This window comes from Flavobacterium sp. LC2016-23 (assembly GCF_009674775.1).
Lineage (GTDB): Bacteria > Bacteroidota > Bacteroidia > Flavobacteriales > Flavobacteriaceae > Flavobacterium.
Genome location: NZ_WKKE01000022.1, coordinates 13,958 through 34,936 on the forward strand (window position 1 = coordinate 13,958; position 20,979 = coordinate 34,936).

Below are 20,979 nucleotides of genomic sequence, written 5' to 3' on the forward strand. Positions count from 1 at the left end.
GCCACGATGAAAACAAACAGTAAACAAAGACATTTTAGTTCTTATAGAAACCGGCTCAATAGTTCCTTGCTAAGGATGCTGGATCGTTTTTATAATAGTAAAAGTCCGTTTTGTTTTGATGTTTTCCAATGCTCAAAAGCAGAACACGAAAAACTGCAGATTATATTTGCCAATATTAGGGTTTGAATTAAGATTTAGCACCGTTTTCCTAAATTAATAATACAATCTTAAATATTGAAAAATAAATGAATACAAAATATTCGGACTTAATAAATCAGACGTACTACTTTCCACAAGAGGAATTTAAATTAAACAAAGACAACTTACAATTTCACAATATCGATTTGATGAAATTGGTTGAACAATACGGTACACCATTAAAATTCACATATTTACCTCAAATTTCTGAAAACATCAATAAGGCCAAAGCCTGGTTCAGAAAATCGATGGAAAAAAACAAGTACGAAGCAAAATATTACTATTGCTATTGTACAAAAAGTTCTCACTTTGAATATATAATGAATGAAGCATTTAAGAACAACATTCATGTTGAAACTTCATCTGCATTTGACATTAATATCGTAGAGAATTTATTGGAAAACGGTAAAATCAACAAAAGTACTTATGTCATTTGTAATGGTTTTAAAAGAGACGAATACATTAGCAACATTGCCAGATTAATCAATAACGGACATAAAAATACTATTCCGATTATCGATAACTATGAAGAACTGGATTTGCTTCAGTCAGAAATAAAGGGAAAATTCAAAATCGGAATCCGTATTGCCGCTGAGGAAGAGCCTAAATTTGAGTTCTATACATCAAGATTAGGTATCGGATATAAAAACATCGTTTCCTTTTACAAAAAACAAATTCAGGAAAATGACAAATTAGAGCTGAAAATGCTTCACTTTTTCATTAATACCGGAATAAACGACACAGCCTATTACTGGAATGAACTGGTAAAATGTATCAAAGTATACATTGCACTTAAAAAAGAATGCCCTACCCTTGATGGGCTGAACATCGGAGGTGGTTTCCCGATTAAAAACTCACTGGCTTTTGAGTACGACTACCAATACATGATTGACGAAATCATCAATCAGATTAAAATTGCATGCGATGAAGCCGAAGTGGATGTACCGAACATCTTTACTGAATTTGGTTCGTTTACAGTAGGTGAAAGCGGTGGCGCTATCTATCAGATTTTGTATCAGAAACAACAAAATGACAGAGAGAAATGGAACATGATCGATTCTTCGTTCATTACCACTTTGCCGGATACCTGGGCGATAAACAAACGTTTTATTATGCTGGCAGTAAACCGCTGGAATGATACGTATGAGCGGGTTTTACTGGGAGGACTGACTTGTGACAGTGACGATTATTACAATTCAGAACAGAATATGAACGCCATTTATTTGCCTAAATACAACAAAGAAAAACCTTTGTATATTGGTTTCTTTAATACTGGAGCGTATCAGGAAACTATTGGAGGGTACGGAGGTTTACACCACTGTCTGATCCCTCAGCCTAAACATATCTTAATCGATCGTGACGAAAACGGAATTTTAGCTACTGAAGTTTTCTCAGAACAGCAAACTTCTGACGATGTATTAAAGATTTTAGGCTATACTAAAAAAGCATAAAAAAAAACTGCTAAATAAAAGTTAATAACCATAAAATTATTAATTTGCAGTATCATCCAAAAGGTTAAACTTTTAATTCAAAAAAAAAACAAAAAAATAAAAAAAATGAAAGGACCAATCAGTCAGTTTATTGAAAAACATTATTTGCACTTTAATTCTGCTTCTTTGGTTGATGCTGCGAAAGCATACGAACAACAATTGGCAAATGGGGCTAAAATGATGGTAAGTATGGCTGGCGCTATGAGTACAGCAGAAATTGGTAAAATTTTTGCCGAAATAATCAGACAGGATAAAGTTCAGATTATTTCCTGTACCGGAGCCAATCTGGAAGAAGACATCATGAATTTAGTAGCACACTCTCACTATGAAAGAGTACCAAACTATCGTGATTTAACTCCTGAAGATGAATGGGCTTTGCTGGAAAGAGGATTAAATCGTGTTACTGACACTTGTATTCCTGAGCATGAAGCATTTCGTCGTTTACAAAAACACATTTATAAAATCTGGAAAGATGCTGATGACAAAGGAGAACGTTATTTTCCACATGAATTCATGTATAAAATGCTGTTATCAGGTGTTTTAGAGGAATATTATGAAATAGATTTAAAAGATAGCTGGATGTACGCGGCAGCTGAGAAAAATTTACCTATTATTGTTCCGGGTTGGGAAGATAGTACGATGGGTAATATTTTTGCTTCCTACGTAATTAAAGGTGAATTAAAAGCTTCTACCATGAAATCAGGGATTGAATACATGACATTCCTTGCTGATTGGTATCCGAAAAATAGCAGTAACGGTATTGGATTTTTCCAAATTGGTGGTGGTATTGCCGGAGATTTCCCTATTTGTGTAGTGCCGATGCTTTACCAGGATATGGAAATGCATGATATTCCGTTTTGGAGTTATTTCTGCCAGATCTCAGATTCAACAACGAGTTACGGATCCTATTCCGGAGCAGTGCCAAATGAGAAAATCACCTGGGGTAAACTAGATATTAAAACCCCTAAATTTATTATTGAGTCGGATGCTACAATTGTTGCTCCGTTAATTTTTGCATATTTATTAGATTTATAGGATAATTTTATGAAAAGAGTTATAGTAGACTACGCTAAACTTACCAACGAAATTTTAAACCTTTTGGTGGAAAAATTTCCTGATGGTTATGATGATTCGGATGTTATCCGTTTTAGAAATGCTAAAAATGAATTGATCGAAGCTGTTGAAGTTCGTACTGAAGACACTATTTATTTAGTAAAGATTAGTACTAAACTTGCTGATAGAATTGAAAATTACGATGAAGATGATGATATTGACGTAGATGTTGATGTAATCGAACCAGTAAAAGGTCTTGATCTTGATGATGATATTGACGATGATGATGATGACGATACACTGGACAAACCGGATGTTGACGGCGATGATGACGATGATGACGACGATAAAGACAAAGATGATATTGCTGACGATGATGACGAAGACGATGATGAAGATTAATTTATCGCTTTCTACATAAAATAAAGGAACTCTTAATCGGGTTCCTTTTTTTATTAGCAAAAATTAATTCTTTAATTATAAGAAAAATACTATATTTACGTTTTGTTAAAGCTATCAGCCCAATGAATTCAGAAATACTACATGCCAAACTAAAAGAGAACTTTGGATTTGAGAAATTCCGACCTAATCAGGAAACAATTATCAAAACCATACTTTCAGGTCAGGACACTTTGGCGATTATGCCGACCGGAGGAGGAAAATCAATATGTTTTCAGCTGCCGGCATTGGTTTTGCCGGGGATTACAATTGTAATTTCGCCTTTGATTGCCTTAATGAAAGATCAGGTAGACAGCTTAAAGACCAACGGCATTCAGGCCTGTTACATCAACAGCAGCCAATCTGCGGAAGAACAGCAGTACTTTATAGATAATTTAAAATCAAACACTTTTAAACTGGTTTATATTGCACCGGAAAGTTTATCTTATCTGGATGTTGTTTTTAGTGAACTGACGATCAGTCTTATCGCCATAGATGAGGCGCATTGTATTTCTTCCTGGGGACACGATTTCCGTCCGGCTTATACCAATTTGGGTTATTTAAAAAGCCGCTTCCCTTCTACTCCGGTTCTGGCCCTTACTGCCACAGCCGATAAGGCAACGCGTACCGATATTACCAAACAATTAAACTTAAAAAATCCGAAAACCTTTGTCGCTTCTTTTGACAGGAAAAATTTAAGCCTGGAGGTTCGTCCGGCATTAGATCGTGTCAAACAAATTATTGATTTTGTAGAAGACAGGCCCAACGAATGCGGGATAATCTATTGCCTGAGCAGGAAAACGACTGAAGAACTGGCCGATAAACTGAAAAAGAATGGCGTTGCAGCAAAAGCTTATCATGCCGGATTAGATAATAAAGTACGTTCTAAAACACAAGACGAATTCATCAATGATGATTGTCAGGTCGTTTGCGCTACCATTGCGTTCGGAATGGGAATCGACAAATCGAATGTACGTTGGGTGATTCATTATAATTTACCCAAAAACATTGAAGGATATTACCAGGAGATTGGCCGCGCAGGTCGTGACGGATTGCCGGCAGAAACCATTTTGTTTGAAAGTTATGCCGATGTAATTCAGCTTCAGAAATTTGCATCCGAAGGATTGAATGCTGATGTGCAACTGGCAAAGTTAGAAAGAATGAAACAATATGCCGACGCTTTAAGCTGCAGGCGGAAAATTCTGCTCTCCTACTTTGGCGAATTGGTGAAAGAGAATTGCGGTAATTGCGATATTTGCAAAAATCCGCCCACTTTTTTCGATGGTACGATTCTCGCGCAAAAAGCATTGTCTGCCATTAGCCGTTTACAGGAATCAGAACCTCTTGCTGTAATTGTAGATTTCTTAAGGGGCTCGAAAAACGCATATATCTACGAAAAAAATTATCAAACGCTAAAAACCTACGGAATTGGCGCTGACATTTCGTGGTACGACTGGAATCAATACCTGATACAGCTGATTAATCTGGGCTATTGTGAAATTGCCTTTCACCAGCACAATAAAATCCTGCTTACCCCTTTCGCAAGGAAAGTTTTATTTGAAGGTGAAAAAGTAAAATTGAATACCGTTGTTAAAAAAGTAATTGATAAAAACGAAATCAAAGAAGCAAAAGCTAAAACTGCTAAAAACTCTCTTTTTGAAATACTGCGAAAATTACGCTATGAAATTGCCAAAGACGAAGAAGTTCCTGCTTACGTCATTTTTAGTGATGCCGCTTTAAGACAAATGGAAACTTTAAAACCGATGAGCGACGAGGAATTCCTTGCGATTGATGGTGTAGGGAAAGCAAAACTCGAAAAATACGGCTCCGAATTTATAGATGCTATTATTTATTATGAAAAGGTAAAAAAAGCGAATGTTAAGCCTAAAAAAGAGAGCAATACCTATAAAACGACTTTAGAATTATTCCAAAATGGTGCTTCTGTAGCGGAAATTGCCAAACAGCGAAATTTAGGGCAAACTACGATTGTTTCGCATTTGGCTAAACTGTATGTTGATGGAAATGATATCGATTTAAGTCCTTTTGTTTCTGAGGATGAAGTTAAATTGCTCCATAAAGCACAAGTAGAATTAGAATATCCAACAGCCCTGAAGCCTTATTATGATTATTTTGAAGAAAAAATGCCGTATGATAAGATTAGATTTGGACTTGCAGTTGTGGAACGGAATAAATAGATTTTTTGTATCCTTTCGAGCGAAGGGAGACTCGAGCGATAGCGAACAGACGAAGTAAATCCCATTAGGAGTTCGACAAAGCCTGGTGAAAGTAGGCCTGGAGTTTCTTGTGTGATTTCTCCCTTCACTCGAAATGACAAGATTGTGAAAAAATTAAACATAAAAAATCCCGTGAATTGAATCCACGGGATTTTTTTATTATCAGAAAAAAGAAAAGCTACAAATACCGCTCTTCAAAAACTTTCTGATGATGTTTTTGATGGCCGATAATAACAAAACCTAAAGCACGAACAGAAATCTGGTTATTGGAAGCCGTTCCAATTGCTTTAAGCTGTTCTTCAGATAAGCTTTTGTAAAATAATAAATTAGAATGCCTTACAGCAGATAATTCAGTTAGTAAATCCTGAATACTTCTTCCTGCTGCATTGGTATTAGCGGCATAATCATTCTCTTCAAAACTCTGTAAAGGCGTTTTGTCAAATCTCGAAAAACGTAATGCCCGATAAGCAAAAATACGTTCCGTATCAATTACGTGCTGAATAATTTCTTTAATGGTCCATTTGCCTTCTGCATAGCGGTAATCGAATTTATCCATTGGGATATTTTGCACAAACCGGATAAAATCATGCAGGGAAATTTCCAATTCTTCGATCAGATTTACATTTCCGGCTTCCCGAACGTAAGTTGCAAACCCTCCTGAATATTCGTTTTCTAATAATTGGCCTGAATTCATTTTCTGTCTTTTTAATTTTTTAGCTATTTTAAAACTTCCTTATTAAGCTGAGTTTCTACTTGCGTTTGTGTTTCCAAAAAGTGATCTTGTAACGATTTTTTCATATACTTTGATGAGCTCGTCATTAGCCCCGTTTTCTTTGTTCAGTTCATTAATTCGTAACAAAGCATATTGTTGTATCGTCAACAATGGCATAACGATACGCTCTCTTATCTGAATGGATGCTATACCATCAGGATAATTTTCCATCAGTGTTTTATGGTCGGCAATTTTAAGCAAAAGACGTTTTGTTTCTACAAATTCGTCATAAATAATCTGCCAGAATTCCCCAAATTCAGGGTCTTTTCTCATATAAGCTGTCAACGGAAAAAATGATTTAGCCAACGACATCATACTGTTTTCCAGAAGTGTTCTGAAAAATAAGGAGTTGTGGTATAAATCATACACCTTATCCCATTGGTTGGTTTCTTCAAAATGTTTCAAAGCAGATCCTACTCCAAAAAATCCGGGTACATTTTGTTTTAACTGACTCCATGAACCTACAAACGGGATCGCTCGTAAATCGGCAAAATCCAATTGTTCCGATTTGCTTCTTTTAGATGGACGGCTTCCGATATTCGTTTTAGAATAATATTTCAGCGTACTCATTTTTTCCAGATACGGAATGAATTTAGGATGATTCTTAAAGCTTAGATATTTATCATATCCTAAACCGGCCAACTGCGTCAAAATTGCGGTTTCCTCGGGACTTAACTCATTTTTTTCTTTACTAAATACCTGGTTTGTAACTCCGGCGCTTAACAAATTTTCAATATTATAACGGCAGGAATCCAATGTTCCGAAATTAGAACTGATGGTTTGCCCCTGAACTGTAATCTGGATTTCGTTATTTTCAATTTTCGGACCTAAAGAAGCATAAAACTTATGTGTTTTTCCGCCACCACGTGCCGGAGGCCCTCCACGGCCATCAAAGAAAATAGCTTTTACCCCATATTTTCTTGAAATTTCCGTTAAAGCAATTTTTGCCTGATAAATACTCCAGTTGGCCATTAAATAACCGCCATCTTTCGTTCCGTCAGAGAAACCTAACATGATCGTCTGCTTATTTCCTCTTGCCTGCAAATGTTTAGAATATTCAGGATTGGTATACAGCTGCTCCATAATATGATGGGCATTTTGCAAATCATCAACAGATTCAAAAAGCGGAATAACATCTACGGTTGGATTTTCCCAATTATTCAGACGAATCATTGCAAAAGTCTCCATAACATTCAGCGCGCTTTCGTTGTTACTAATAATATAACGATTGGCACCAAATTCTCCATTGGCTTTCTGAATCGTTTTTATAGCCTGTACAGATTCCAAAGTAGATCTTGTGATTTCATCCTCAAAATCAGCCGGATTTAACTCTCCTTTGACTTTAGATAAAACAACCAATTTTTCCTCTTCGGATAATTCGAAATAATTTTTCGGAAATATATCGGAACCCGAATTCAGGTAATAATTCACGACATCTTTAAATACACCGTTATGAATTTTACTATTCTGGCGAATGTCTAAAGTCGCAAAATGGAAACCAAAAAGATTGATTTTTACTAAAAACGCTTCCAGTTCGTCTAAATAAAGCGACTGATGTTTTTCTATAATAATATTTCTAATTAAGTTCAATTGTGTCAGCAATTCGTCTAAAGTGATGTAAATTTCACCTTTGGAATAAAAAACCGAACGATAAAGTTTATGTTCAAGTTCAGATACTAAAGTATCTACACCTGAGAATGTTAGCTTCCTTTTAAGATTCCTCATTTCAACATAATAGCACTTTAAAATAGAAGTACGTAAACGATCTGCTACTTTTAAAGTAATCTCTGTTGTAACAAAAGGATTTCCGTCGCGGTCACCGCCTGGCCAGAATCCAAGTTTGATTAATTGGTTTTGAATTGCATTTCCATTAAGTATATTCTTTTGCAGATAATGTACAATTTCACCCGAAGTAGCATAAAATACATTCTCCAGATACCAGATTAAACTCACCGCTTCATCATAAGGATTTGGTTTTTCATTTTGTATGAAGGGCGTTTTTCCCAGCTGTGCTAAAAGTTGTTTGATTTTAAACAAATCATTCAATCGAATTGCTTCTGTCAGATCGTTTATAATCCCTAAAACCGGTCCGGGATAAAATTGTGTCGGGTGCGCTGTTAATACTGTTCTGACGTTAAAATTTTCCAGAAATTCAATTAGTTCATCGTCTTTCTCCTTGGCATCTGATCTTTCTTTTATATCACGAAGCGAACCACGGCCTTCCATGTTATTCACTTCAGGGAAAGCGGCATCTTCAATAGCATCAAAAAGTACAATCTGACGTTCGATGTACTGAATAAACCGAAACATTAAATCGATTTTTTCCTGCTCAGACGCATTATTTAAGTATTTACCGGAAAAGAAATCAAAAATTTCCTTTGGTGTTTCCTGTTTTTTAAATCCTGTTTCACAAGTCTCTGTAAATAAAGGAAGTAATACCCCTGTATTATCAATAGAATCAAAAGGTAATGTTATAAAAACACTATTGTAAATGTGGTATTTTGAGAGAACATCTTGATTAAAACGCTCAATTTTGGGTAACGTATACATAATCGTGTTATAGTTGGTTGGTTAATTGGTCATAAAAAAACCCCAAGAATAAACTTGAGGTTATATTTTAATATAGCATTCAAGAAAATATTACATATTTTTAAAAATAGTATGCATCAAACGCTTCTTATCGTTTATACTTTCCTCTAATGAAATCATAGTTTCTGTTCTGTAAACTCCCTCGATATCATCGATCATGAAGATTACTTCTTTTGCATGCTTAGTATCTTTTGCTCTGATTTTACAAAAAATATTGAATTTTCCTGTAGTAACAGATGCTACCGTTACGAATGGAATTTGATTGATTCGCTCTAATACAAATTTAGTCTGAGATGTATTATTCAAAAATACTCCCACATAAGCAATAAATGAATACCCTAATTTATCGTAATCTAAGGCTAGTGAAGATCCCATTATTATCCCTGCGTCTTCCATTTTTTTTACTCTAACATGTACTGTTCCAGCAGATATCAATAGTTTTTTTGCAATGTCAGTAAACGGAACTCTCGTATTGTCTATTAACATATCTAAAATCTGGTGATCTACTTCATCTAAACGAAATTTACTCATAATTCTTTAATTAATATTACTAATTGCTATAACAAAGTATAAAAATATATATAAAAAATAACAAATTCACATAAAAATTAACTTTTTATCAATCCGTTAACAAATTTAATATTTTTATTTAAATAAAAATCTGCTTTTTGATTCGAATTCGGAAAATTACTAAAGTCATCTGAATAACTGGCTCCTTCAGCATCGTATTCATAATGTCCGAAATAATTTTCTAACTCGCCTACTTCAACTATATAGGCATTGAAGTGAATCTTATTTTCAATCAATTCTTCTCTGTATTGTGCGACAAAATTCGTAATAATTTCGATACCATCATAATTTATTTTGATATTTTTATACATAAAATCATAAAAAACCACTTTATTTTGTGAAATATTCAAATAATCATAAAATCTATTATCAACTAAATCGTTTTCGCAGAGTATTTTGAAAGCTGAAATAAGTGAGAAAAAGATGAACTTTCGAGTTATTTCGCGTTCATAATCGTTTGTATAATGTCCTGCCTCAAACAGAATGGTCGGGACACCCAGAAACTGAAAAGTATCACCAATGCAATTGATATTAAACGAATCGTCAAAACGACCGACTTGCCCGGGAATATATTCCTGCAGAACATCATTTATTCCTGCGATAAGGTTAATCGCCTTTAATCGGTTGGCATTGACTTCCCTTTCTTCATTATAAGAAGGTGCCAAAAAGGAAACAGTAGCTGGTTTTCCTGTATCTCCTGCTCCAAAAATAGTACGCTGATCATGAAGATTAAAGCAATAGTGAGGTTTAAAAGATTCAAAAACATTCCTTAATACATTACTTTCAGGCTGAGTAAGATTCTGAGAATCACGGTTCAGGTCTATCTTATTTGCATTTTCACGGGTATACAGCGCCGCTCCGTCAGGATTTAAGATTGGAATGCAATAAAACGTAAAGGTTTTGAGCATTTTATCAGCAAAATCAGATCCGCTGTTTAAAACATTGATAAAGTCAAAAAGTGCTTTTGTGGTAGTACTTTCGTTTCCATGCATTTGTGACCACAGATAAATACGTGTTTCTCCGGTACCAATCTGGTAACTATATATAGGTTTATCCAAAACCGATTTACCGATCAGCTGCACCTGATGATTCGTATTTAATCTGTCTAATAAAGGCTGAATATGATCTAAAGTCAGGTAACGTCCTTCTATTGATTGTTCTTTGTATTGGTTAAATAATTGTTCTAAATTCATTGTCTTTCGATTAGTTTACAAAAGTAAACATCTTTATTTTTACAATTGTAAACACTGAAAAAGAATCCAAATTTAGAAATGTAAACAGATATTTAAAGGTTATTAAGTGATTATACCACTCTGTTATTAACAATTGTGACTTCTGTTAATTATAATAGCTAAATATATATCTATCAACTACTTAAATATGACTACTTCAAGTTAAAAACTGTCAAAATAAGCCTTAAAATACTAATTTACAACTGTAAAATAGGTTATTCCGATTCTTTTAATTACATTTGTAAACATACAAATTAATTATAATAATTTACAATGGTAAACATCGATGATTTTGTTAAAAGATTGGAAGTTATCCTCGATTATTATGGATTAAACGCCTCTGCTTTTGCGGATAAAATTGGCGTGCAACGCTCCAGTATGTCTCATCTCCTCTCCGGAAGAAATAAGCCAAGTCTTGATTTTGTATTAAAAATTTTAGATGTTTTTCCCGATGTAGATTTGTATTGGATCTTAAATGGAAAAGGAAGTTTTCCTAAAAAAGAAGATGATCCAAAAAATAATACAACAGCGATTATTGCTGATACTGAAAAAAAAAGTCCTTCCATTCCGTTGAATGATCATTTTGACTCAGGGGATTTATTTTCGCAAATGAATACTATAGAAAATATACCAGAAGAAAAGAGAAACCTCTTAGAAACAAAAAGTCCAAATGTTGTCCCGAATGAAGGTGAAATTGAAAAAATTGTATTTTTTTACAAAAACGGAACATTTAAGGTATATACACCATGATTTAAAAATAACGCGTATTTGAAAATTTTTGAAATTATTTTTTGTTTACACGATTCTCAAGCGATTGATGATACAATAAAAAAACGGCCTGACTTCATATTTTGAATCAGGCCGTTTTAATTATGAGATAGAAATAATTATTTTCTCAAAAGGAATACTGAAGTTACTCCGGCTTCAGCTCTTACATTCAGTGGAGCAAAATCACCTGTCGATGTAGGATAGCTAAAAGTTAATACCTGTCCCCCTGCATTAAGCCTCTCGGCTACATAAATCTTTTTCGTCACACTATCATAAGCAACATCTACAGGATTTCCTAAAGTCGAATTTGGACCATACACTCTAATTTGATTCATTAAAGCAATTGTTCCGCCTGCCATTGTTGAATTAAACACCGTTGAAAAGTTTTTGATTATAATCAGCCCTCCGTCTGTTCCGGATGTTGCGCTTGCCACATCGGTTAAAATCATTACATCTTCAGAGGAAGAATACGTTATTCCGTGGGAACGTGTTAAACCTGCAATGGTAACTCTCTTGGTGGCAGTGATTGTTCCTGAAGCATTATTCATAAAATCTTTAAAGTAGACAAGATCACCAGTCAGATCTGCAACAGCATATAAATCGTTTCCGTTAATGTGAATTCCCCATAATTTAAAATCTGTCGTAAATGATTTTACAAGAGAAAAACTGGAAGCTGTCTTTTTATACACGAGGAATTTATTTATCATTCCGTTAGAAGCCAGCTGATCCTGAGCTACTACGACAATGTCTCCTGAAACTGCCGTTTCGCGTGCGTTGGTAAATTCTCCCGCCAGGCTGCTCGCCGAAAGCATCAGATTATCTGTACCTGCTTTTAAGGCACTCTTTATTCCGGTATACGTTTCTAATTTATTATTCGTTCTCGAAGCTACAATCACTGCGTCGTTATCACTATTATATGAAATTCCTTCAGCATCCAACGAGGCTATTGTAAAAGATTTTACCGTTGGAGTTGCTGCCAGCAAATCTGTATAAGTGATTTTTCCGGAAGTGTTGCTGGAAGTAACCAGTGTTAATTCAGGTGTTACAGCAGGATCATTATTGTTATCAGAGTCGTTATTATCACAAGATGCGAAAACTAAAACCAAAAATGCGGACGTAATAAATAGATTTTTCATAATTATAATTTTAGATCGTTATCTATTGACTTACGAAAAAACTATAATCGTGGTTTTCATACTATTAATATTATTATTTTTTTATTAAAATTGATAACTTCTTTCAGGAATTTTACCCACAACTCCATCGTAATGTTTTTTCAATACTTGTAAATCAGCTTCATAATTTCCTGTTGGAAAAAAGGGTGTTCCTAAATTTACTTCTTTTTTTCCCCAGTCAAAAGCCACAGGAACTATTGGTATATTCGCTTTAAGCGCTATATAATAAAAACCGCTTTTTATTTCACCAACTTTTTTACGTGTTCCTTCCGGAGCAACCGCTAAACGAAAAACTTCCTTTCGATCAAAAATCGCGGCTATCGACTCTACTTTATTCAAACCTCCGGAGCGGTCTAACGGTTCACCTCCTACACTTCTGAAATAATAACCAAACGGAAACTTAAATAATTCTTTCTTTCCAACCCAGTTCATTTCCAGTCCGGAAATTCCTCTTGTAAAAATTCCCAAATAAAAATCATGATTGCTTGTATGAGGCATTACCATTAAGATACATTTTTTCACTTCCGCATTTTCAATCCCCACTATCTTCCAGCCCATTAGCTTAAAAAAGATAAATTTATACAACTGTTTCTTCATTAAAATTTATTATTTCAGGCAAAATAAAAGATTTAAATGTTATTTTTGGTTAAAACGAGAACAAAATGATTCAAAAAATATTCAGTTATCTGATTCCTATAAAAATATTCAAAAAAAAATCGGCCCGAAGCAAAACAATCGAAGTTACGTGGGCCAATGGAGAATTAGTTCTGGATTCTGAAAACACTAATTATTCTTATGGAAGCCTGCAGCGTATATTAAGGTATGGATTGCGAAATATTGGTTATAAAAATATTCTTGAGATGGATCATATTTTATTATTAGGAGTTGCCGGTGGAAGCGTCATTAAAACTTTAGTGGATGAAATTGAATATAAAGGAAAAATTACGGGTGTTGAAATCGATCCTGATATGATTCAGATTGCGAACCAATATTTTAATCTTGATAAGATAAAACAGCTGGAAATTATTATTGATGATGCTTTTGAATTTGTTTTAAAAACGAAAGACCAGTACAACTTAATTATCATTGATGTTTTTGAAGATATAAAAATGCCTAACTTTCTATTTGAGTTTTTTTTTAGCGAACGGGTTTGTTCTCTTTTAAAAAACAGGGGATTTATACTTTTTAATACCATGATCCTGGATGAAGCGCATAATATAAGAAACAAGAAATACATTTCAGAAATAGATTCTAAATTGTTTACCTCAAAAATGTTGCCCCGAATAGAAGTTCATAACGAATTAATAATCATTGAAAAAGTAGCTTAATTTACCCGTATGAAAAACCTTGTATCCATTTTAAAAGCCTTGCCTGTTACAAAAGTTATTGACTCAAGTATTGATTTTTCAAAATACATTCCATTAGATTTATCGGTCACTAACAAAGAATTAGTTAAAAACAAACCTGTAAACGCTGCAGAATTTGAAGTTTTTATTTCCAATTATTTAGAACGTAACAATGCTAAAATTGCATTTGGTGGTTATATAGAAGGTCGAAATCTTTACCAAAGAAGCAGTATTTTTAAAGATGGATCCAGCCCGGAACGCAACATTCATATTGGACTTGATTTATGGGGGAAAGTTGGAACAACCATTATTGCGCCACTTGATGGTGTAATCCATAGTTTTAAAAATAATGAAGGTCTTGGCGATTACGGACCGACTATTATCATGGAACATGAAGTCGAAAATGAAAAATTTTATACTTTATACGGACATTTATCGTTAGAAAGTATAGAAAACCTAACCGTTGGGGATATTTTCAAAAAAGGAGAAAGTTTTGCAACTTTTGGAGATTCAACAGTTAACGGGGATTATGCTCCACATTTGCATTTTCAGATTATAAATAATATTGAAAATTATAATGGTGATTATCCCGGAGTCTGCAATATAAATGACTTGAACTTTTATATAGAAAACTGCCCCGACCCTAACTTATTATTAAAAATAACATAAATAGTTATGAAGAAAGCAATATTGATTATATGTTTGTCCTTATTAGTGGGATGTAAATCCAAAACAGTCAGCAGAGATACTGAAGATCTTAAAATTACAAAAGTAGCGTCTTCAGAAATTAATTCCAGTCAGCAGCAAAAAGCCTATGATTTGGGAAAAAGAGTCCTGGAAACCTGCAATACCTCTAAGTTCAAACCTTTTAATGAAACTGAAGTCACCAAATCTGTGATGGAGAACACCACCGAGGAGCGTCTGACAAAAACCTGTCAGCGGTTCAGACAGTATTATGGCAGTTTTATTGATTTGAAATTAGATGGTGTTTACAAAACTAAACGAGAAGTGATTTATCGTTACCATGCCACCTACACAAAAAAAGTGGCCAACAAGGAGCTTCGTGTTTTTGTAAACGAAGAAAATTTAATTTCAGCCATAAAATCAATGGATTGGGATGAAAATTTCGAAACTAAATTAAAAGAATAAAAAATATGAATTTAAAATTCCCTCTTTTTGTGTTGTTGTTTATTTCGGCTTTAGCAAGTGCACAGCAAACTATGACCGTTAACGGTTCCAAACCTTTTCCGGCTACACAGGAATACACCTTTATATGCGAAAAATATGCGTACACTGGTGAGACAAAAGTTCAGGTTGCAAAAACAGAAAAAGGCGGGATTTTAAAATTATCAATTGCTACAGCCAATGACGCATCCAGAATTTCAGGTGGTGTTTATGTAGATTTAGCCAATGGTGATGTGATCGCCTGTGTCGACAAAAATGTTAAGGAGTCGGCAAATGGCCAGACAACTTCGTATTATTATTTTACGCCGGCAGAAATGGTAAAACTGAAAAAGACTGATATTAAAGGAATTAGATTCATTATTGTTGGAAGTTCTAATACTTTCGGAAATCAGACCGGTTACTTTACAACAGTAAACAAAACAACTTATTTTTCTACAGCATTTGATACTTCGAAAAAATCGTATGATACAGCAAAAGAAATTAGTATTTTGTAATTAATATTTTACAAAATAAGTATTATATTTAAAGTCTAATTATTAAAAAATGAATTCAAACGAAAATTTAATTGCTAAGTTCTATACTGCTTTTGGAAATGGTGACTATAAAACAATGAGCGAATGCTATCATCCAAAAATACATTTTATTGATCCCGCTTTTGGTTTACTAAAAGAAGAACAAGTTTCTAAAATGTGGGAAATGCTGCTTTCAAGAAGCAAAGGGAATCTCAAAATTGAATTTTCGAATGTTAAAGCAGACGATTTTTCCGGTTCTGCCAATTGGGTGGCGACCTATAATTTCAGCAAAACAAACAGAACAGTTGTCAATCGAATTTATGCCGAATTTATCTTTCAGGATGGTTTAATCATCAAACACATCGATCATTTTGATGTGTGGAAATGGTCTAAACAGGCTTTTGGTATTACAGGTCTTCTTATGGGATGGACCGGTTTTTTTCAGGGCAAAATCCAGAAACAGGCTTTGCTTTCCCTTAAAAAATTTCAGGAATCAAAATAATTGAAATAAATAATAAACCCGACAGATTTTTAAAAATTGTCGGGTTTGTTTTTTATAAGCTTATGAGTTAAACCAGCCTGCAACCAATTCATCTTCAAATGAATTTGCATTTTTGTGAATAAACTCATTTGTGTTTTTATTATAGGAATAATCCAAAGCCCACTCTTTGTGATTTGCGGCTAGTTCTCTAATACTTTTACAGACAAAAGCAATCTCTTCATCAGTGGTTGTAGGGTGAATAGACATCCTGATCCATCCCGGTTTTTTGATTAAATCACCAATTGTAATTTCATCGACCAGTTTATTGGATGTTTCCTGATCTACATGCAATAAAAAATGCCCGTAAGTTCCGGCACAGCTGCAACCGCCTCTGGTCTGAATTCCAAATTTGTCATTCAGTAATTTGACGCCTAAATTAAAATGAAGTTCCTCAATAAAAAAAGAAACAACCCCCAGGCGATTTTTATGTTGTCCTGCTAAAATTTTAATATTATCGACAGGATCAAGTTCATTAAAAACAAAGTCAACAATTTCATGTTCACGTTGCAGAATGTTTTCGATACCCATCTCTTCTTTCAGCTCGATTGCCAAAGCCGTTTTTATAACCTGAAGAAATCCGGGAGTTCCACCATCTTCACGATCTTCAATATTATCAATATACTTATGTTCACCCCAGGGATTTGTCCAGCTTACAGTTCCTCCTCCCGGACAATCGGGAATCATATTGTTGTATAATTTCTTATTGAAAATCAAAACACCTGAAGTTCCTGGCCCTCCTAAAAATTTATGCGGAGAAAAGAAAATGGCATCCAGGTAAGATTCCGGATCAGCAGGATGCATGTCAATTTCGACATAAGGTCCTGAGCAGGCAAAATCTACAAAACAAACGCCATTGTGCTGGTGCATCAGTTTGGCAGCTTCATGAAAAGGCGTTTTTAATCCCGTAACATTGGAGCATGAAGTGATAGAAGCAATTTTAATGGTTCTGTCGCTATATTTTTTCAATAATTGCTCCAGATTATCCAGGCAAAAAAGCCCTTTTTCGCAAGATGGAATAATCTCAACATCTGCAATCGTTTCTAACCATGAGGTCTGATTCGAATGATGTTCCATATGTGAAATAAAAACGATAGGTTTTTTTTCAGCAGGGACAATTGTACAATCTTTAAGATTCTCCGGAATTTTTAAACCTAAAATTCGTTGAAATTTATTGACTACACCTGTCATTCCGGTTCCATCAGTAATCAATACATCATCCTGACTGGCATTGGTATGACGCTTGATGATATTTCTGGCATGATGATATGCTTTTGTCATGGCAGTACCTGACACTGTGGTTTCAGTATGCGTATTGGCAACAAAAGGACCAAATTCATTCAAAAGTTTCTCTTCTATCGGTCGATACAATCTGCCACTGGCAGTCCAGTCGGTATAAATGATCTGTTTTTTGCCGTATGGAGAAGTAAATTGCTGGTCTACGCCAACAATATTTTTTCTAAATTCCTGAAAATAGGTTTCTAAAGTGATGGTACTATTTTTGCTATTCATTGGTATGCCTGTATTTAATTGCAAATATATTGCTTTTTTATAGAATTGAGAATTTATCAATTATAAACTTCAAACATTAGATAACCTTTTGGTATCTTTATTTAAATAGTCTTTTTTGTAAAAAATTATCACAATATTCTATCAGATTAATAGGATAACAGAACTTAAACTATAACAGTTATGGTAAATTTATCAGTTGCCACTTTTGGTGGAGGATGTTTTTGGTGTATTGAAGCTGTAATCCAGCGTTTAAAGGGAATAGCAACTTTAAAATCGGGATTTTCAGGAGGTTTTATCAAAAATCCGCCCTACCGTGAAGTTTGTACGGGAAGAACGGGTCATGCCGAAGTGATTCAGGTAAGCTTTAATCCTGACATAATTTCATATCATGACTTAATTTTAATTTTTATGACAAGTCATGATCCTACCACTTTAAACCGTCAGGGTGCTGATAGCGGAACACAATATCGTTCCATTATTTTATACCACGATGAGACGCAGAAAGAAATTGCGGAAGAGGTTTTTAAAGAAGTGACACCTCTATATGAAGACGCGGTTGTAACGGAACTAAAGCCTTTTGAAGTCTTTTATAATGCCGAAGACGATCATCAAAACTATTATAATAACAATCAGGATGCCCGTTATTGCCAAATCGTGATTGACCCTAAAATACAAAAACTAAAAAAAAGGTATGCTGATAAACTAGCCTGATAAAGTACAATGAAAAATTTAAAAATAGACAATAGATTTACGGCTGAACTGCCTGCAGATCCTAACGAATCCAATGAAACCCGTCAGGTTTCAAATGCCCTTTTTTCATACGTAAATCCAACACAACCTGCCGATCCCAAACTCATTCATGCTTCAGAATCTGTAGCGGAGCTGGTTGGCATTTCTAAAGATGAAATTCAGTCAGAATCGTTTCTAAACGTTTTTTCAGGAAAAGAAATACTTCCCGGAACGCGTCCCTATGCCATGTGTTATGCCGGTCATCAATTTGGGAACTGGGCAGGACAATTGGGTGACGGGCGTGCCATAAACCTGACAGAAGTAGAACATGAGAATCAGTTTTTTACCCTTCAGTTAAAAGGTGCCGGAAAAACTCCTTATTCCAGAACTGCCGATGGCCTGGCCGTTTTGCGTTCTTCGATCCGGGAATATTTATGTGCTGAGGCCATGTATTATCTAGGTGTGCCTACTACCCGATCACTTTCTTTGATGCTTTCCGGTGATGAAGTTTTGCGTGATATTTTATACAACGGAAATCCTGCTTACGAAAAAGGTGCCATCGTTTGTCGTGTGGCGCCATCATTCATTCGTTTTGGAAGTTTCGAAATGATCACTTCCCGAAATGAATTGAAAAACCTGAAACAATTTGTGGAATACACAATCAAGCATTATTTCCCGGAAATTCAGGGAGAGCCTAAAGAACAATATTTGCAGTTTTTCCAGAAAGTGGCCGATACAACGCGCGAAATGATTTTGCACTGGCAAAGAGTGGGGTTTGTTCATGGTGTGATGAATACAGACAATATGTCTGTTCACGGAATTACTATTGATTATGGTCCTTACGGCTGGTTGGAAAACTATGATCCAAATTGGACTCCAAATACTACCGACAGCCAAAACAGGAGATATCGTTTTGGAAATCAGCCTCAGGTAGCACAGTGGAATTTGTATCAGCTGGCTAATGCGCTTTATCCGTTAATTAATGACGCTAAGCCTCTGGAAGATATCTTAGAATCGTTTATCAACAAATTTGATTCTGATTATAAAAAAATGTTCCTTAGTAAATTAGGAATATTCACTTCAACTGAAACTGATAGTGAATTAATCACTGATCTGGAGGAGAACCTGCAATTATCAGAAACCGATATGACGATCTTTTTCAGGAATCTAAATCGAATCAAAAAAGAAGATACGGCTGAAAATGCCCTGGAAAAAATTAAAGATGCCTTCTATATTCCGGAAGAAATTGCCAACAATGTTCTGGAAAACTGGATCAGCTGGTTTGCTTCTTATCTAAAAAGATTAGGGACAGAAGAGCTTTCAGATGAAGACCGTATCGCAAAAATGAATACTATAAATCCAAAATATGTATTACGAAATTATATGGCGCAATTAAGTATTGATGCTGCAGATCAGGGAGATTTTTCTTTGGTGAGTGAATTCTATTTGCTACTTCAAAGACCTTATGACGAACAACCGGAAATGGAAAAATGGTTTACCAAAAGACCCGATTGGGCCCGCTCCAAAGTGGGCTGTTCTATGCTTTCCTGTAGCTCTTAATATTTTTTTTTGCCACGAATTTCACGAATTATCACGAATTTTAAATTTATAAATTTAAGCTAACACGTATTTTAATTAGCGAAAATTCGTGAAATTAGTGGCAACTTTCTCAATTTGAGGTAATATAATCGATTATCATATTGGCGTGAATTCTGGAATTTTCAATAAACCATTTGTGTGTGTGCATTCCGCCACAAATTACACCTGCCAGAAATAATCCCGGGACATTCGTTTCCATAGTTTCAGGATGGTATGTTGGTGTTTTCAATTCATCATCAGACAATTGAATTCCCATATTTTCTAAAAAAGACAAATCGGGCCTGTAACCTGTCAATGCCAGAACAAAATCATTTTCTATCGTAATTTTCCCATTTGGGGTTTGAATTTCGACTTCATTGTCTTTGATTTCAGTGACATTAGATTCGAAATAAGCGGTGATACTTCCTTCTGCTATCCTGTTTTCGATATCGGGTTTTGCCCAATATTTGACGCGTTTGTTAATTTCATTTTTACGAATGACCATAGTAACATTGGCCCCTTTTCTCCAGCATTCCAGAGCGGCATCAACAGAAGAATTATTAGCGCCAACCACCAAAACATTTCTAAAAGCATATTCATGGGCTTCTTTGTAATAGTGGCGGACTTTTGCCAGTTCCTCGCCTTTTACATTCATTTCGATCGGAATATCGTAAAAACCGGTCGCGATAATTACGTTTTTAGCGTCATATGAATTTTTATCCGTTTTCACTTTAAATGATCCGTCATCCTGCTTTTTCACTTCAGCGACTCTTTCAAATAAATGGATAGAGAAATTAAAGTAACGATGTATATTTCTGTAATATTCCAAAGCTTCCTGACGGCCCGGTTTTGGTGCGAGACAATTAAATGGAATGTCTCCGATCTCCAGCCGTTCGGCAGTTGAAAAAAAAGTCATGTATAAAGGATAATTGAAAATACTGTTTACAATCGCTCCTTTTTCTATAATCAGGTAATTCAGGTTTTTCTTTTGGGCTTCTATGGCGCAAGCCAGACCAATCGGACCGCCTCCAACAATTATTAAGTCATATGGTGTTGTCAT

General features: G+C 34.9%; 20 protein-coding genes. 12 read left to right on the forward strand and 8 right to left on the reverse strand.

Annotated elements, in window-relative coordinates:
* Positions 1–245 precede the first annotated feature (245 nt).
* From GJU43_RS17755 to recQ, 4 genes are all read left to right on the forward strand, one after another.
* Positions 246–1,649 carry an arginine decarboxylase gene (locus tag GJU43_RS17755; protein WP_154342475.1) on the forward strand — a complete coding sequence of 468 codons (1,404 nt, stop codon included), beginning with the start codon at positions 246–248 and terminating at the stop codon, positions 1,647–1,649.
* 105 nt (positions 1,650–1,754) lie between these two features.
* The gene (locus GJU43_RS17760) at positions 1,755–2,723 is read left to right on the forward strand and encodes a deoxyhypusine synthase family protein (protein WP_154342477.1); all 969 of its coding nucleotides are present in this window, start codon (positions 1,755–1,757) and stop codon (positions 2,721–2,723) included.
* Positions 2,724–2,732: 9 nt separating this feature from the next.
* The gene (locus tag GJU43_RS17765) at positions 2,733–3,143 is read left to right on the forward strand and encodes a DNA primase (protein ID WP_154342479.1); all 411 of its coding nucleotides are present in this window, start codon (positions 2,733–2,735) and stop codon (positions 3,141–3,143) included.
* Positions 3,144–3,265: 122 nt separating this feature from the next.
* A complete protein-coding gene (recQ, locus tag GJU43_RS17770; protein WP_154342481.1) occupies positions 3,266–5,374 on the forward strand; it encodes a DNA helicase RecQ in 2,109 nt (702 codons plus the stop codon).
* 217 nt (positions 5,375–5,591) lie between these two features.
* Here the strand turns inward: recQ and GJU43_RS17775 are convergent, their stop codons facing one another.
* The 4 genes from GJU43_RS17775 to GJU43_RS17790 all read right to left on the reverse strand — a co-directional run bounded on the left by GJU43_RS17775 (position 5,592) and on the right by GJU43_RS17790 (position 10,537).
* Positions 5,592–6,107 carry a DinB family protein gene (locus tag GJU43_RS17775; RefSeq protein ID WP_154342483.1) on the reverse strand — a complete coding sequence of 172 codons (516 nt, stop codon included), beginning with the start codon at positions 6,105–6,107 and terminating at the stop codon, positions 5,592–5,594.
* A gap of 42 nt (positions 6,108–6,149) precedes the next feature.
* Positions 6,150–8,735: a phosphoenolpyruvate carboxylase gene (locus tag GJU43_RS17780; protein WP_154342485.1), complete on the reverse strand. Its 2,586-nt coding sequence runs from the start codon at positions 8,733–8,735 to the stop codon at positions 6,150–6,152.
* 90 nt (positions 8,736–8,825) lie between these two features.
* Entirely contained in the window at positions 8,826–9,305 is a 480-nt protein-coding gene (locus GJU43_RS17785; protein ID WP_007805990.1) for an Lrp/AsnC family transcriptional regulator, read from the reverse strand.
* Between the two features lie 77 nt (positions 9,306–9,382).
* On the reverse strand, positions 9,383–10,537 hold the full coding sequence (locus tag GJU43_RS17790; protein WP_154342487.1) for a M14 metallopeptidase family protein: 1,155 nt from the start codon (positions 10,535–10,537) through the stop codon (positions 9,383–9,385).
* A 312-nt stretch (positions 10,538–10,849) separates the two neighbouring features.
* On the opposite strand from GJU43_RS17790, the gene GJU43_RS17795 reads away from it, so the two are divergent.
* Positions 10,850–11,326 (forward strand): helix-turn-helix transcriptional regulator, encoded by a 477-nt coding sequence (locus GJU43_RS17795; protein WP_154342489.1) that lies wholly within the window; start codon positions 10,850–10,852, stop codon positions 11,324–11,326.
* Positions 11,327–11,463: 137 nt separating this feature from the next.
* Here the strand turns inward: GJU43_RS17795 and GJU43_RS17800 are convergent, their stop codons facing one another.
* A complete protein-coding gene (locus GJU43_RS17800) occupies positions 11,464–12,480 on the reverse strand; it encodes a hypothetical protein (protein ID WP_154342491.1) in 1,017 nt (338 codons plus the stop codon).
* 84 nt (positions 12,481–12,564) lie between these two features.
* Entirely contained in the window at positions 12,565–13,116 is a 552-nt protein-coding gene (locus GJU43_RS17805) for a 1-acyl-sn-glycerol-3-phosphate acyltransferase (RefSeq protein WP_154342493.1), read from the reverse strand.
* A 65-nt stretch (positions 13,117–13,181) separates the two neighbouring features.
* Here GJU43_RS17805 and GJU43_RS17810 point away from each other — a divergent pair, with 65 nt between their 5' ends.
* The 5 genes from GJU43_RS17810 to GJU43_RS17830 are packed head-to-tail and all read left to right on the forward strand — an operon-like array spanning position 13,182 to position 16,064.
* Entirely contained in the window at positions 13,182–13,847 is a 666-nt protein-coding gene (locus GJU43_RS17810; protein ID WP_154342495.1) for a spermidine synthase, read from the forward strand.
* A gap of 9 nt (positions 13,848–13,856) precedes the next feature.
* On the forward strand, positions 13,857–14,534 hold the full coding sequence (locus GJU43_RS17815; RefSeq protein ID WP_154342497.1) for a peptidoglycan DD-metalloendopeptidase family protein: 678 nt from the start codon (positions 13,857–13,859) through the stop codon (positions 14,532–14,534).
* Positions 14,535–14,540: 6 nt separating this feature from the next.
* A complete protein-coding gene (locus tag GJU43_RS17820) occupies positions 14,541–15,014 on the forward strand; it encodes a hypothetical protein (RefSeq protein WP_154342498.1) in 474 nt (157 codons plus the stop codon).
* A 5-nt stretch (positions 15,015–15,019) separates the two neighbouring features.
* Entirely contained in the window at positions 15,020–15,544 is a 525-nt protein-coding gene (locus tag GJU43_RS17825) for a hypothetical protein (RefSeq protein ID WP_154342500.1), read from the forward strand.
* Positions 15,545–15,593: 49 nt separating this feature from the next.
* On the forward strand, positions 15,594–16,064 hold the full coding sequence (locus GJU43_RS17830) for a nuclear transport factor 2 family protein (RefSeq protein ID WP_154342502.1): 471 nt from the start codon (positions 15,594–15,596) through the stop codon (positions 16,062–16,064).
* Positions 16,065–16,124: 60 nt separating this feature from the next.
* Here GJU43_RS17830 and GJU43_RS17835 read toward each other — a convergent pair whose 3' ends face one another.
* Positions 16,125–17,612: an aminotransferase class V-fold PLP-dependent enzyme gene (locus GJU43_RS17835; protein ID WP_154342504.1), complete on the reverse strand. Its 1,488-nt coding sequence runs from the start codon at positions 17,610–17,612 to the stop codon at positions 16,125–16,127.
* A gap of 180 nt (positions 17,613–17,792) precedes the next feature.
* Between GJU43_RS17835 and msrA the strand changes: the two genes are divergently transcribed.
* Positions 17,793–18,323, forward strand: coding sequence for a peptide-methionine (S)-S-oxide reductase MsrA (gene msrA, locus GJU43_RS17840; protein ID WP_154342506.1), 531 nt, complete (start codon positions 17,793–17,795; stop codon positions 18,321–18,323).
* Positions 18,324–18,332: 9 nt separating this feature from the next.
* Positions 18,333–19,901, forward strand: coding sequence for a YdiU family protein (locus GJU43_RS17845; protein ID WP_154342508.1), 1,569 nt, complete (start codon positions 18,333–18,335; stop codon positions 19,899–19,901).
* A 109-nt stretch (positions 19,902–20,010) separates the two neighbouring features.
* Here GJU43_RS17845 and GJU43_RS17850 read toward each other — a convergent pair whose 3' ends face one another.
* Positions 20,011–20,979 carry a YpdA family putative bacillithiol disulfide reductase gene (locus GJU43_RS17850; RefSeq protein WP_154342510.1) on the reverse strand — a complete coding sequence of 323 codons (969 nt, stop codon included), beginning with the start codon at positions 20,977–20,979 and terminating at the stop codon, positions 20,011–20,013.